This is a genomic window from Bacillus sp. FSL K6-1106, from assembly GCF_038005245.1.
Classification (GTDB): Bacteria; Bacillota; Bacilli; order Bacillales; family Bacillaceae; genus Bacillus; species Bacillus altitudinis.
Map to the genome: position 1 here is coordinate 2,445,228 of NZ_JBBOSV010000001.1, position 13,434 is coordinate 2,458,661.

The 13,434-nt window shown below is 42.5% G+C and carries 12 protein-coding genes, 4 tRNA genes and 1 other annotated feature; of the genes, 4 read left to right on the top strand and 12 right to left on the bottom strand.

Annotation, left to right across the window (positions count from 1 at the left end; all coding sequences use genetic code 11):
- Positions 1-13 precede the first annotated feature (13 nt).
- Complete coding sequence (locus MHI20_RS12755) at positions 14-874, bottom strand: SAM hydrolase/SAM-dependent halogenase family protein (protein WP_007497378.1); 861 nt, start codon at positions 872-874, stop codon at positions 14-16.
- A 111-nt stretch (positions 875-985) separates the two neighbouring features.
- Positions 986-1,256: a binding site (T-box leader), on the bottom strand.
- Positions 1,257-1,448: 192 nt separating this feature from the next.
- Here MHI20_RS12755 and MHI20_RS12760 point away from each other — a divergent pair.
- The 3 genes from MHI20_RS12760 to MHI20_RS12770 all read left to right on the top strand — a co-directional run bounded on the left by MHI20_RS12760 (position 1,449) and on the right by MHI20_RS12770 (position 4,285).
- The gene (locus MHI20_RS12760) at positions 1,449-2,138 is read left to right on the top strand and encodes an ABC transporter permease (RefSeq protein ID WP_340938815.1); all 690 of its coding nucleotides are present in this window, start codon (positions 1,449-1,451) and stop codon (positions 2,136-2,138) included.
- Positions 2,139-3,020, top strand: a complete 882-nt coding sequence (locus MHI20_RS12765) for an ABC transporter ATP-binding protein (RefSeq protein WP_017359972.1) — start codon at positions 2,139-2,141, stop codon at positions 3,018-3,020. It abuts the gene before it with no gap.
- 114 nt (positions 3,021-3,134) lie between these two features.
- Positions 3,135-4,285 (top strand): IS3 family transposase gene (locus MHI20_RS12770; RefSeq protein WP_340937443.1). Its coding sequence is split into 2 segments (ribosomal slippage): positions 3,135-3,408 and positions 3,408-4,285, totalling 1,152 coding nucleotides; the frame shifts between segments, so codons are not numbered across the junction.
- Between the two features lie 63 nt (positions 4,286-4,348).
- Here the strand turns inward: MHI20_RS12770 and MHI20_RS12775 are convergent.
- The 11 genes from MHI20_RS12775 to MHI20_RS12825 all read right to left on the bottom strand — a co-directional run bounded on the left by MHI20_RS12775 (position 4,349) and on the right by MHI20_RS12825 (position 12,482).
- Entirely contained in the window at positions 4,349-4,813 is a 465-nt protein-coding gene (locus MHI20_RS12775) for a GNAT family N-acetyltransferase (RefSeq protein ID WP_017368440.1), read from the bottom strand.
- Positions 4,814-4,881: 68 nt separating this feature from the next.
- The gene (locus MHI20_RS12780; protein ID WP_414642600.1) at positions 4,882-6,072 is read right to left on the bottom strand and encodes a S1C family serine protease; all 1,191 of its coding nucleotides are present in this window, start codon (positions 6,070-6,072) and stop codon (positions 4,882-4,884) included.
- A gap of 78 nt (positions 6,073-6,150) precedes the next feature.
- Entirely contained in the window at positions 6,151-6,945 is a 795-nt protein-coding gene (locus MHI20_RS12785; protein ID WP_007497388.1) for an MBL fold metallo-hydrolase, read from the bottom strand.
- 6 nt (positions 6,946-6,951) lie between these two features.
- Positions 6,952-7,815 carry a two-component system regulatory protein YycI gene (locus MHI20_RS12790; protein WP_024718467.1) on the bottom strand — a complete coding sequence of 288 codons (864 nt, stop codon included), beginning with the start codon at positions 7,813-7,815 and terminating at the stop codon, positions 6,952-6,954.
- Positions 7,802-9,181: a two-component system activity regulator YycH gene (gene yycH / locus MHI20_RS12795; protein WP_024718466.1), complete on the bottom strand. Its 1,380-nt coding sequence runs from the start codon at positions 9,179-9,181 to the stop codon at positions 7,802-7,804. The genes MHI20_RS12790 and yycH overlap by 14 nt, the downstream gene beginning before the upstream one ends.
- Positions 9,171-11,009: a cell wall metabolism sensor histidine kinase WalK gene (walK, locus tag MHI20_RS12800; protein WP_007497390.1), complete on the bottom strand. Its 1,839-nt coding sequence runs from the start codon at positions 11,007-11,009 to the stop codon at positions 9,171-9,173. Before walK ends, yycH begins: the two co-directional genes overlap by 11 nt.
- Positions 11,010-11,016: 7 nt before the next feature.
- Positions 11,017-11,724: a response regulator YycF gene (gene yycF, locus MHI20_RS12805; RefSeq protein ID WP_096882120.1), complete on the bottom strand. Its 708-nt coding sequence runs from the start codon at positions 11,722-11,724 to the stop codon at positions 11,017-11,019.
- Positions 11,725-12,071: 347 nt separating this feature from the next.
- Positions 12,072-12,144 (bottom strand) — tRNA-Phe (locus MHI20_RS12810).
- A gap of 26 nt (positions 12,145-12,170) precedes the next feature.
- A tRNA-Asp gene (locus MHI20_RS12815) sits at positions 12,171-12,247 on the bottom strand.
- A gap of 81 nt (positions 12,248-12,328) precedes the next feature.
- Positions 12,329-12,400: transfer RNA gene (locus MHI20_RS12820), tRNA-Glu, on the bottom strand.
- A 6-nt stretch (positions 12,401-12,406) separates the two neighbouring features.
- Positions 12,407-12,482, bottom strand: a tRNA-Lys gene (locus MHI20_RS12825).
- Between the two features lie 332 nt (positions 12,483-12,814).
- Between MHI20_RS12825 and MHI20_RS12830 the strand changes: the two genes are divergently transcribed.
- Positions 12,815-13,339 (top strand): peroxiredoxin family protein, encoded by a 525-nt coding sequence (locus MHI20_RS12830; protein WP_007497396.1) that lies wholly within the window; start codon positions 12,815-12,817, stop codon positions 13,337-13,339.
- Positions 13,340-13,434: the final 95 nt, after the last annotated feature.

Consider the following 13,434-nt stretch of genomic DNA (forward strand, 5'->3'; position numbering starts at 1 on the left):
ATGTTTCCTCCTCTTATTCATATATAATGCGCGGAGCTTTGCGAATCGAAAGGCGCCAGCCTGTGCCTGTACCGATGTTATAAGCCTTTGCAAATGACCCTTGATTGATCGCCACGCCTAAATGATCGAGTGAATTGACATATACGAGTGGTTCGCCTACCTTTAAATCGGCAAAAGATCGTCCATAGGTCATGATATTTTTATACACATTTTTTGGCCCGTTGGCAATGGTAACTTCTATTGCATCCCCATAATTGATTGAAAGCTGTTCAAATAACGTATGATGAATGTTTGTCCATAGGTTTCCGAACCGCACATCTAAAATATCAATCGTCCCTGTGATCACTTCTTCTTCCGCATAAGCTTGTACGACTGGAAGGTGAATAATGTCCTCTATATTCGCCTTTGGCCCGACCTCTTCAAAAGAAATCACACCTGAAGCAATTCTCGCGCCTGTATAGGCGTAAATGTCTCTACCATGGAATGTATGTGATTTTCCTGACTTCGGCAGACGATTGATGGTTTCATCTAAATACCGAGCCTCCACGATGCCAATATCCTGTGCGACATGCGTAAGTGTCCCATTATCAGGTGTGATGATGTAGTGTGAGCTTGTTGTTTTGACGACAAGGCTCTTTCGCTCTGATCCAACGCCTGGATCAACAACGGAGACAAATACCGTTTCTTCCGGCCAATATGTGACCGTCTGAAGCAAGCGATAAGACGCTTCCCAAATGTCGTATTGGGGAATGTTGTGAGTTAAATCAAAAATGCGGATGCCGCTGCTCACTGTATTGGCTACGCCGTACATTGCGCTGACCGCTCCATCATCAATACCGAAATCTGATTGCAAAACCAATGCATGTTCACTCATGTTAATCTCCCTTTCATTTGAAAAAATGGTTGTGGTGTTTCACGTGGAACATTTGAACATTTGTATGAAAAAAAGTGGACAATAAAAAATACCCCATCCTTATCTATGAATCATAAGGACGAGGTATTTGTCTCGTGGTACCACCTTTATTTACTGTTTGCTCGCGCTAAACAGCCTCTACAAGTACAAAGCTCCAATTTGGCTCATATACTGTGGTTTTGATAACGAGTACCAACTCTCGTCGTCACCTACTAATATCATGGATATGTTCAGCACGAGGCTCAGAGACCATTTTTCGAATCATTATTTTTGCTTCTTTTCAGCTGCCGAAGCTCTCTGTGGAAAAATTGATGATTGTACTTTCTCTCGTCATTGCCTGTTTAACTATCTTGAATTAAAGCTATCATACATGATGTTTTTTGATAAATCAAGATATTTTTCTGAACATTTTTAAAAATGAGTTAACTGTTCTGGAAGAGTCTTCTTTTTTATAAAATTTAAGCAAATGTTAAAGAGCGAGATATGGTGTCTTTCTTTTCTAGCGGTATAATAAAGATGAAGGGAGGTACAGTGTGTGTGGACCATCTGTATGAATGAATTTAAGCAGCTCTTCAAAAGCACAAAATCCATCTTAACTATTGTTATTATTTTCATTTTATCTACTTTTGTATCAAGTCTTCCATTTATAGCTGCTTATCAAGGGAAGTGGGAACAGGCAAAGGACCCTTATTCCATTGGGAATGAACTAGTAATGTCGTTATTTGGTTTCTTCCTTATTTTTTTATTATCTCATGATATTTTGAGCCGCGAAATTCATTTGAAAACCATTCGTTTTCTCGTCAGCAAAACGACCCGTTTAAACATTGTCATCGGGAAATATCTTGGGCTGATGCTGTTTTGGCTCAGTTGCATTATGACCACATATATATTAAATATGGTGATTTCACATCGTTTTCTGTTCTCTGATGCCTTAAAAATATTAACGTTTATCAGTGTCGGCATCTCCTGTGCTTTGTTTTTATCCATGCTCTTTCCAACACCACAGAAATCGATGTTTGTTGGCATGTTGTTTTCCTTTCTATTTCCGATCATGAGCATGATGTCTGTTCTTTCTTCAGAACGGTTGATTCACTGGTTCCAATACGTGACGCCTTATTATTATGCGCGCAGGAGTGAACCGCTGACCTATGTGCTGATGAATGCCGCATTGACTGTTGTCTTACTCGTTGGAACTGCACTACTGTTTCAGAGGAGGGATGTCTAAGTGCTTCACACAAAAGGGCTGACAAAAAAATATCGGACAAAAGTCGCAATAGATCATATTGATCTTGATATCCATCAAGGGGATATCTTCGGCCTCATTGGACCGAAGGGTGCTGGTAAGACAACCTTCTTTAATATCATTACAGGGATCTCCCGCCCCACCTCTGGCACGTTTATCATGATGAACATGACGTCGTTAAAAAAAGTACGTCATCATATCGGTGTTCTGCCTGAATATACAGATTTATATGAAGGGCTGACTGCTATTGAGCATATTGCCTATTTATCGAAAATTACGGGTACTCGCCAGAAAACGAGCTATTATGAAGAATTACTCGAATTTGTTGGCTTACATCGTTATCATCAAGAGAAAGTCGGTGCCTTTACACCTGGGATGAAGAAGCGGCTCGGAATGGCTCAGGCCATCGCTCATCGGCCTGACTTTATTTTACTTGATGAGCCTTTTGCGGATATTGATGCAGATTCTATCTTACATATCCAGCGGGTGATTGAATCGTTAAAATTTGAAGGAAAAACCGTCTTCTTAACAGCAGACGAGCCAAGGTTCACCCAGCCTATTTGTACCAAAACAGCTTTCATATCTGAAGGAAAAATCGTGTCCTCAAGTACTCATCCTCAAGAGAAAACCATCACGTCCTCAACCATTCGTGCCACCTTCAAGCATGCATGGATTGATGATGAGGTGAAGCCTGTTCTCACGCAGTACTTACAAAGTGTGGGAACAGACCTTGTGATCAGAGATGACGAGACCTCATTGTTGATTCGTTCAGAAGCTCAAGTCCCAGCCATCATCCGTGCGTTTGTGAAATGCAAAGTCGACCTATACCGAGTCACGGCGCAAGATGCCATGATGTCCACATAAAAAAGTACCGTACGCTCACGGGACTGACCCCCTAAGATGAGACAAATAAAAAACACCTTCAAGTTTGAAAACGGATCGTTGTGATCCGAAATAAAACATGGAGGTGTTTTTTCTATGGGGACAAGAGTGAGTTATCCGGTTGAAGTTAAACAGAAGGCTGTGGAAATGAGATTGGCAGGCGTACCTATGAAAGAGATCATGCAGGAATTGAATATCAAGAATAAGACGCAGGTTCAGACATGGGTGAGATGGCATAAAACTGGGGATACACACAGGTTCGAACAACCTGTTGGAAAACAATATACCTATGGAAAGGGTCCAGAGTACTCTTCTGAATTAGAGAGACTGCGGGCAGAAAATCGCTATTTGAGTCAACAGAATGAAGTTTTAAAAAAGTACAACGAATTGGAAAGGAAGTTGATAAGGAAACGTCAATCAAACTGGTAGAAGAATTGTGCAAAACGATGACGGTACAGGACATCTGTGTCCATTTAGGCATCTTACGTACTTCGTATTATAGATGGAAAAAGAATTTGACTCAGACTCATTCTAAAAGACAACTAGAGAAACAGATCGGCACGTTGTGCCGAAAGCACAAATATCGATATGGTTATCGGAAAATCACAGCCATACTAAAAATGAGAATGCGTATTAACCATAAAACTGTTCAACGTATCATGCAGAAAAACCAGTGGCAATGCCGGGTTAAAATGAAAAAGCGTAAGAAGAGTGGGCAGCCTTATGCCGTAGCCGGTAATATACTGGATCGGAATTTTCAGTCTGATCGCCCTCTTGAAAAACTAGTCACGGACATCACGTATTTGCCTTATGGACAGAAACAATTGTACCTTTCCAGTATATTGGATTTATATAATGGAGAAGTGATTGCTTTTACGATTGGTGATAAGCAGGACACAGACTTTATCTTAAACACACTTAATCAGCTCCCAGCACTGCCTGAGAATTGCGTGTTACATAGCGATCAAGGTTCTGTGTATACATCTTACGAGTATCAGAAAGCTGTTCATATAAAAGGCATTACCATGAGCATGTCCCGCAAAGGGACGCCCGCTGATAATGCCTCCATCGAATCGTTTCATTCCTCACTAAAGTCCGAAACGTTCTATCTTAACAGGATTGATCGCACTACGACCACCATCGTAGAACGCACTGTCAAAGAATACATTTATTATTATAACAACATTCGTATTCAAACGAAACTAAACAACCAATCACCGATAAACTATCGGCAATTGGCTGTATAAAGGTGTTTTGATTCCTGTCTCAAAAACGGGGGTCAGTCCCCACTGCACGGTACTTCTCTTTTTTTATAAAGGTTTGCTCATGTAAATCCCAGTCTCAGCAAATCCCGTTTTCTCATAAAGTGAGCGGGCGATTTGATTATGGGCAAAGACATGCAGCGATAGTTTCTTCACACCTAATGACTTTGCCTGCTCTTCTAATGCCGTCATGGCCTGTTTTGCCAATCCTTTTCCTCGATACGCTTCAAACAAAATAAAATTATAAATAAATCCTTCATGCTGGGGATGATCTGGATCATAGCAAAGCCATACCCATCCAATGGCTTCTTCTCCATGTAAGATGTTCCACAACTCATGATCTTCTGTCTGAAGTCCTTCAGGAAGCAGCCGGTCAAATTGTTCCTCTGCGTTCTTTTGCGCTTCTTCCTGATTCCATGTCCCTGCGTGTACCTTTTCTTCTGCGTACCGCTTAATGGCCTTCTCTATCAAGACGTCATAATCTGTTTGCGACATTGGTAGTAATGTGACCAATCGTATCTCCCCCTTTTCTTTATCATATGCCGGGCATGTAAAAAAAGCCAGTCCCTTATAGGAACTGGCTAGCCACCGAACTGATCGGTTTGGGAGAGTTTGATCTCGACTGATTTTTTCTTTCCGCTTCGGTAAAATTGCACCTTTACCTTGTCGCCTACTTTCTTTTGATAAAGATATTTACGCAGATCGACGATATTTTGTACTTCCTTGCCGTCAAATGACGTCACGACATCCAGCTCTTTTAACCCCGCTTTTCCTGCTGGAGACAAAGGCTCGACACTCATCACAACGACTCCGGTTGTGACCTTTGATGGCAGTTTTAACGTTTCCTGCCAATGATAGCTCGCAATATCTGCTAGTGATTTCATCCCAACGCCAAGGTACGGACGCTTCACCTCTCCATAGCGCTCTAAATCCTCTATGACAGGGATCACCAGATTCGCAGGAATAGACAGCCCAATCCCTTCCACCTCTGACTCAGCAATCTTCATTGAATTGATGCCGATCACTTTCCCGTCCATATTAATCAAGGCTCCGCCGCTGTTCCCAGGATTAATGGCGGCATCCGTTTGCAAAACTTCCGCATTCCAATCCGTCTGTCCATCACCATTAGAATCAACAGGGATCGCACGCTCCGTTCCAGAAATCACACCTTGTGTGACGGAGCCAGCAAATTCAAGGCCTAATGGATTTCCAATGGCGATGACAGGCTCACCTGGTTTGACATGGTCTGAATTGCCGAAGGCGGCGGTTTTCTTGATCTTATCACTTTTGACCGTGAGTACCGCTAAATCCATAAGCTGATCACTGCCGACAAGATTTGCCCCGATCCTTGTCCCGTCCTGAAGGCTCACTTCAAGCTGGTTTGCGCCTTTGATGACATGATGGTTGGTCACAATATAAAAGGTGTCACCCTTTTTTTTATAAATCACACCTGACCCGCTGCCTGCTTCACCGCCTTCTTCCCAAAAGCTCGACTTTTGAATGTTAATGACGCCGACAACTGTATCTGACATACTCGATACCACTTTTGTGACCGCATCATTCACGTTCACATTGACGGTCTTTAAAGGGCCATCTGATGCCTGATGATCTCCAGCTGACTGCCAGCCAAAGGGGCTGCCGCTTTGTCCAGACACATAGGGGAAAAAGAATCCCATTAAAAAAGCTCCTACCAATACACCGATCAGACCAGATAGGAAATATCCTTTTCTGCTTCGTCTCGGCTTCCACTCTACATCGCGATAATCCACTATGTTTCCTTCCTTTCAGTGAATAGATGATGTATATAGTGTTGGTAAGAAGCTCTTATCTTAATCATACGATTGTAAAAATCATACGGCGCAAAGCGGGGTTGCTTTTTTCGGGTCCGTATCATATAAATCAAAGCCGTCCCCTACAACAAAGCCCTTCATTTCAAGCGTCTGCTGGACCGCCATACGGGCTAAGTCCTTCATGTTGTTGTCTTGACTCAAGTGGGCCAAATAAATGCGTGAGGTGGCGTCTCCAATCACGTCTGTCATAGCAAGAGCTGCATCTTCATTGGATACGTGTCCGACATCGCTCAAAATTCTGCGTTTAATACTCCATGGGTAGCGCCCCATTTGCAGCATGCCGACATCATGGTTGCTCTCAAATACGAACGTATTGGCTGATTTAATAATCCCTTTCATCCGGTCACTCACATAGCCTGTATCCGTCATAAGGGCAAGTTTACGCCCGCCATAATGGAATACGTAAAACATGGGCTCTGCCGCATCATGTGATACGCCAAATGATTCAACATCGAGACCGCCGAATGATTGAACCGTCTCCATATCAAAGTGGAATTTCTGCTCCGTATCCACTTTCCCAATATGTGACTCCATCGCCTTCCATGTTTTTGCATTTGCATAGACAGGAAGCTTGTACTTTCTTGCCATCACACCGAGTCCTTTAATATGATCTGAGTGCTCGTGTGTGACAAAAATTCCGTCCAAGTCTTCCGGCTTGCGATCGATTTGACCAAGCAGCTCCACCATCTGTTTGCCGCTTAAGCCTGCATCTACTAAAAAAGCATGCTCATCGGTTTCTAAATAAAAAGCGTTCCCCGTACTTCCGCTCGCTAGTACACTGAACTGCAAGCTCATGTTCTCTCACTCCAATGAAGATTTGTCTTCTTTCTCTATATGATCAAGTGTTGAGCCATCAATGGCATTGATCAAATATTCTTCTTCTGTCTTTTTCTTTGAACCAGTTGCCACGCCTTCAATCTCTACTCGCCATACAGGAACCATTACTTGAGTGCTTGCACCTGGGTATTGCGTGTAGTAGCCAAGCTCCACTTTTTTCACTGTCGTGTTTTGGCTCAGCATATTTTGTGTATATAAGTCCTTCACCGTTTCAAGCGCCGGGACAAGGGTTTCTTTTCTCACTTCATTAATCGATGTCACCATCGACTGCCGATACGAGACGACCTCGTTTTGATCGTTCACATCCAATGTGATCTTTCCAATGGTTTCGGTGTCATCAAGACCTTCTTGGAAGATGTATTTTCCTTTATACGTTTGGAAAAAGACGATTTCACCTGTTTCTTCATCGATGCTCCAGAGCTTATAATTCTTGCCATCCAGTAAACGCTGGCTCACAAGATTGGTCGCTGCTGTTTTCATATCTTTTTTCGGCAATGCGACTGGTTTATTGAAGGTCATTTCAAGCAGGGTGACAGGATCATCTTTCTCGGTTTTCGGGAATGTGCTTTTCGTCTTTTGATCAGCTAATCCGTCGACATCCTTTTTCGTATATTGCTTTTTCTCAGCTGTAATGCGGTATCCAATCTTCGCTTCATCTGATAGATTGCCATATTTGATTCCGTCTGCCTTCATTTCTTCCAGCGTATCTGTTTTTTCGATAATCGCAAAATGATCGGTCGATCGCTTTTCAAAGTATTGAAAACCTAGAAAGATATCGAGAACGAGAAAGGCTAGGATAAAGATCGTTTTGGTCTTATTCCACTCCATGATTCTCGCTCCCCTCTGTCAGCAAATCATTCGATAAAATGACGGTTTTTCCGTTATATTTCATACACCATACCGGCTCTAGCCAGACAAACATCGCTTGATCCTGATCTGATGCCGTGGATGTCGCTTGATAAGCAGGGAAAATCTGTTCAATTTTCTCTAAATCATCATACTTCGTCTGCTTGATGATCAAGTTTTTCAGCTCTGTCCCATTCATCAGTTTGACCTGTTCACTCTGACTCGCTTTGTTGCCGAGAATGTAGTTTGGACGCTTATAACTCAAGATGTCATCATTCGCCCATTGTACTTCAAGTGATGTCATACCAAATGGATGTTTTGTGCTGTTGACGATCGGCAGTCCATCCATAAACATATTAAAGGACAGCTGCTGGTTGCTGTTGATGCCGAAGTATTGATAATTATCGGTAAAACTTCCGGTATCATTGAAATACTTCACGCTTCGCTTGATCAAATCCCCCGTTTGGAATACGGTACTAGAATTGATATTACGATGCTGATATTGGATGCGGTGGTCTTTTTGATTTGCTTCAAGACGACTCGTTCCATCTGTATATACCGTCCGGTTTAAATTAGACTCCTCCCCAACTAGACTTGGGTCTGTAAACAAAGCGTCCTTGAATTTGCTTGTCTTAATCGTTTCGATAAAGAACATTTTCGCTTCAAGCTGCTTTTGCTTCTGCGGCAGAAGGAAATCTCGTTTTGAATTCGTAGAGAAAGTATATAGATCATAGCGCGGCATCTCGTTTTGAGCGGCTGCAATACTATCCATCAGATTACGATAGTTGGCAGATTCAATCGTCAGCTCAAGCACCGATTCCTTGCTGTATGAAACCAAATAAACTTTCTTATTGGCCTTATCCGGCTGAGCGAACGGCACAATCATCCGGTCAAACGAGTTGTATTCAATGGATTTATTCGGCCATTTAAACAGCGCTTGGAAAATATCAATCGGAATCGGATCATTGAACACAAGATCCAATGTTTTGCCTTGCCCCTCGCGTCCATAGAAGAAATTCTTAAATTTCTGCTCGGAATATTGGTCCGACACATCAGCAATCTCTTTGACATCCCACAGGCTCACATCATTCCAAAAGTTTTGGAAGAGTTCCTTTTGATCCACTTTGAAATGCTCTCCATTGGAATGGATGAACATCTCACGCGGCTTCACGACATCAATGAGACTCCGAGGCTCGTCGCTTGAAATCTTCTTCGTTTCCACGACCTGTGTGCCGGCATCCGCCTGATCCTGCATGACGGGCTGGAACATCCAAATATTCCACGTAAACACAAGACTGATCGCAATTAGGATTGTCAATATAATGGTTTTAAAGGTCTCACGCTTCATCCCAATCATCCTCTTGTTCTTCATTGTACGGAAGGGTAAAGGTTACCGTTGTTCCTTTTCCTTCAATGCTGTCAGCCCAAATATCTCCGCCATGAGCCTGAACCATTTCTTTTGCAATCGCAAGGCCTAGGCCGGTTCCGCCAAGCTTTCTTGTTCTTGCCTTATCCACTCGATAAAAACGTTCAAAGATTTTATCCATATCCTTCTTCGGAATACCGATTCCTTCATCTTTGACACTGAATAACACAAGACCTTGCTCCTCATCCAAATCGACAGTGAACGTAATGTGTCCACCCTCTGGCGAGTATTTCATAGCATTGGAAATGATATTATCGAGCACCTGAGTGATTTTATCTTGATCAATTTCCACATATATTTCACGCTGCGGCAAGTTGCGGATGAAATCGACATGCTGCTCCTTCGTCATTTCAAAACGATCAATGACGAGCGAGATAAACCTGATAAAATTCGTCCACTCACGATTGAATTGATAATCCTTGCTGTCGAACTTAGACAGCTGGAGCAGGTCATTCACAAGTCTAATCATGCGCTCTGTTTCATTTTGCGTGACACTGAGGAACCTTGGCGCAAGCTCTTTATCACCAATCGCACCTTCAGCGAGTGCCTCAAGATAGCTTCGCATCGTCGTAAGCGGTGTGCGCAACTCATGCGATACGTTCGCCACGAATTCACGACGTTCCGCATCAATTTTTTCCTGCTCGGTTACGTCATAAATGACTGCAATTAAACCATCAATTTTCCCATGCTCTTTCTGAATCACTGAGAAATTGACACGCAAAACAGACAGCTGATCTTCGCGTTCAATTTCTAGCAGCATGGAGTCTTGATTTTCGACTAAATCTTCAAATGTATGAGTTTCTTCTAAGCCAAGCAAGGATGTGATCGGCATCTCTAGAGCTGTTTCACGTGAAACATTCAAAAGCTCTAGTGCCGGGCTGTTTAATAGAATAATGGCCCCGTTTTGATTCGTGGCAATGACGCCATCGGTCATATAGGCGATAACAGAAGAAAGCTTTTTCCTCTCACCCTCTGTCATCAGCTGCGCTTCCTCCAGCTCTCTCGTCAGATGGTTAAATGTCGTCGCTAGCTGACCAATCTCATCATGTCCATACTTTCGGACCTTTCTGGAAAAGTTCCCTTTGGCGAGCTCGATCGCTTGCTTTCTCATATCCGAAATTGGGTGTGTAATGGTTCTGAATATGAATATACCAAGTAGAGCGGTCGTCCCAAGTGCGATGAGTGTACCCGTCGCCAAAATGGTGTTGATCGTTCGCATTTGGTTAAAAACACTTTCCATGGATGAGACCACATAAATGACACCAACAGTTTCTTGGTTCTCATTTTTCACGGCTGTCGCTGATATGCGGACTCGTTTATTCGATTCTGGGTCATAGAATTTTTTCTCGTAGTCTTTGCCAACCGCGAAAATACGGCTAATGATTTGATCTGTGATTTTCTTCCCGGCAATCTCTTGACTGCCATTATTCACAGAGGCAATGACCTCTCTGCTTTCGTCAATATAGCTGACTTCAGAAATTTCATTAGACTCATCTTTGTTGTTAAAATCGTTTAATATCTTTTGAGCATCCTCTTTTAATTCTGCCTTGCTTTTCGATGAATCTTGTTCTAGGTAATACGATAACGAGTAGATTCGCTGATTCAAGGAATTATCATAGGAATTAATTAAGGACTGCTCTAGCTGCTTCACAAAGTACACGCCAATGATCTGCATGGCGACAATGATCAGCAGCACATAAATCAAGGTCAATTTAAAGTGAATCGAGCGAAAAAAACCTACTTTACTCATAAGAATCTTAGTCCTGCTCTGGGTTTCTTAAATAGTAGCCGACGCCTCGTCTTGTTACGATCCAGCTCGGGTGGCTAGGGTTGTCTTCAATTTTTTCACGAAGACGGCGGACTGTCACGTCTACTGTACGGACATCTCCGAAGTAATCGTAGCCCCAAACCGTTTGCAGTAAGTGCTCACGTGTCATGACTTGTCCAATATGTTTCGCTAAGTAATGAAGCAATTCGAACTCACGATGCGTTAACTCAATCGTTTCGTCACGCTTAGACACGACATACGCATCTGGGTAGATCACAAGTGAACCAATCTCGATATCATTTGATTCAGATTCTTCCTCTGATTGCGGAGTAGCCGTCTGTCTTCTTAAATTTGCTTTTACACGTGCAAGCAGCTCGCGTGTACTGAATGGCTTTGTGACATAATCGTCTGCGCCAAGCTCAAGACCAATGACTTTATCGATTTCAGAGTCTTTTGCTGTCAGCATGATAATCGGCATGTCATATTTCTTTCTCACTTCACGGCATACTTCAACGCCATCTTTGTTCGGCAGCATAATGTCGAGCAAAATAATGTCTGGCTTAATTTCTTCTACCATTTCAAGGGCCTCATTTCCATCATACGCACAATGAACCTCGTAGCCCTCTTTTCTTAAGTTAAATTCCAATATATCCGCAATCGGCTTTTCATCATCTACGACAAGAATCTTTTTTTCCATTGTGATTTCCTCCTGCATTTTTAGCATCTATGTCATTCCATTTTGCATGTCTCATTACGCCTTTTTCATTTACGAAAAAAAGGCTCACTGTCTATTATAACGTTTTACGAGGCAAAGATAAAAATAATAACGGCTTTCTTTGCTAGTAAACGTTGGATAGAAGAACTTCACCCAAAAGATTTGATGACTTTTTCCTTTTTTATTGAAACTTTTCCAGTCACCAAACGTCTATATACATGTAACGTCTTCTTCTTATGGAGCCGGGCCCTACCTAGGTCCGGCTTCTCCCTTTTTATGCCTTCTTTTCATAATAAAAACGCACCTGCGATTGCAGATGCGTTTGGAAGTGGCTCGGGACGGAATCGAACCGCCGACACACGGATTTTCAGTCCGTTGCTCTACCAACTGAGCTACCGAGCCATCATCAAAAGATGAATATGTATAAATGGCGGTCCGGACGGGACTCGAACCCGCGACCTCCTGCGTGACAGGCAGGCATTCTAACCAACTGAACTACCGGACCTCAGTAACTTGCCCGAAAAAGCAATCGTGGTGCTCCTTCAAGCAAGTGAGGAAAAATTAGCTTAACGCTAAAGTAAATCAATGACCCGTACGGGATTCGAACCCGTGTTACCGCCGTGAAAGGGCGGTGTCTTAACCGCTTGACCAACGGGCCAAAACATGGTGAGCCATGAAGGACTCGAACCTTCGACCCTCTGATTAAAAGTCAGATGCTCTACCAACTGAGCTAATGGCTCTCGGTTTGTGAAAAGTGAATCTGAAGAAGCTGTATTGCGTCAAACCAATCGCTTTAAAAGCTGGAAAATCGCATCTTAACAAGTTTCAGAGACCTTTGCAACAACGAGATTTATAATATCATAGAGTAATTACATATGGCAATACGTTTTTCGACATTTTTTTAAAAAAAGTGTCGGATTTGATATCTTCTGTTACATCGCCTAAATCCGAAAGCGCCTTCATTCAATCAATGGCTACTGCCCAATCCAGCACACAGAAACGTTTTATTTCGACCAATATTGGTTATACAAGAAACAAACAGCATGGTGATTGAAAAAGGAGGAAGCATAGGATGAGTTCATTTAAATTAGGAGATAAAATGCCCGATTTTTCACTGCCAACAGTGCAGGGCGATCACATTGAGTTTTACAAACATTTAGAGGAGCATCAAAGCTGGCACCTCATCGTTTTCTTTAGAGGATCATGGTGCCCAGTATGTGTCGAGGAATTAAAAGAGCTGGAAAAACAGCAATCCTATTTTCAAGACAAGGATATTCACTTAATGACGATCTCAACGGATAATCCTGAAGACTTAAAAGAATTTGCAGACAAAGAGGGACTTTCTTTCCCCATCATGTCTGACCAAGACCTCACATCATTGAAAGCCTATGAAGTCTTCTATCACGGGGAAGATGCCCCATATGAAGACCACGGGGTGCACGGAGAACCTGCTTATTTCTTATTAAATGAAAAAGGCCAAGTCCTCTATCAGCAAAGACAAACAAGTCCATTTGGCAGACCGCATGCCAACGAACTACGCAAAATCATTCAATACATTCGTAAAAATTTAAAAGGCCAATATAAAAGCCTAAAATAAAAAAGAAGCTCTCATCGGAGAGCTTCAGGCTGTCGAGAAAATCTCGACAGCTTTATTTTTTTCCTTAAAATTTACATCTCCTCATTTTATAATAG

What these genes read in the sequence shown, in the direction of transcription:
- yycH (WP_024718466.1), bottom strand. Translation starts at nt 9,181, where the DNA reads ATGAAGCGTGAGACCTTTAAAACCATTATATTGACAATCCTAATTGCG.
- yycF (WP_096882120.1), bottom strand. Translation starts at nt 11,724, where the DNA reads ATGGAAAAAAAGATTCTTGTCGTAGATGATGAAAAGCCGATTGCGGAT.
- MHI20_RS12830 (WP_007497396.1), top strand. Translation starts at nt 12,815, where the DNA reads ATGAGTTCATTTAAATTAGGAGATAAAATGCCCGATTTTTCACTGCCA.
- MHI20_RS12790 (WP_024718467.1), bottom strand. Translation starts at nt 7,815, where the DNA reads ATGGAGTGGAATAAGACCAAAACGATCTTTATCCTAGCCTTTCTCGTT.
- MHI20_RS12755 (WP_007497378.1), bottom strand. Translation starts at nt 874, where the DNA reads ATGAGTGAACATGCATTGGTTTTGCAATCAGATTTCGGTATTGATGAT.
- MHI20_RS12785 (WP_007497388.1), bottom strand. Translation starts at nt 6,945, where the DNA reads ATGAGCTTGCAGTTCAGTGTACTAGCGAGCGGAAGTACGGGGAACGCT.
- walK (WP_007497390.1), bottom strand. Translation starts at nt 11,009, where the DNA reads ATGAGTAAAGTAGGTTTTTTTCGCTCGATTCACTTTAAATTGACCTTG.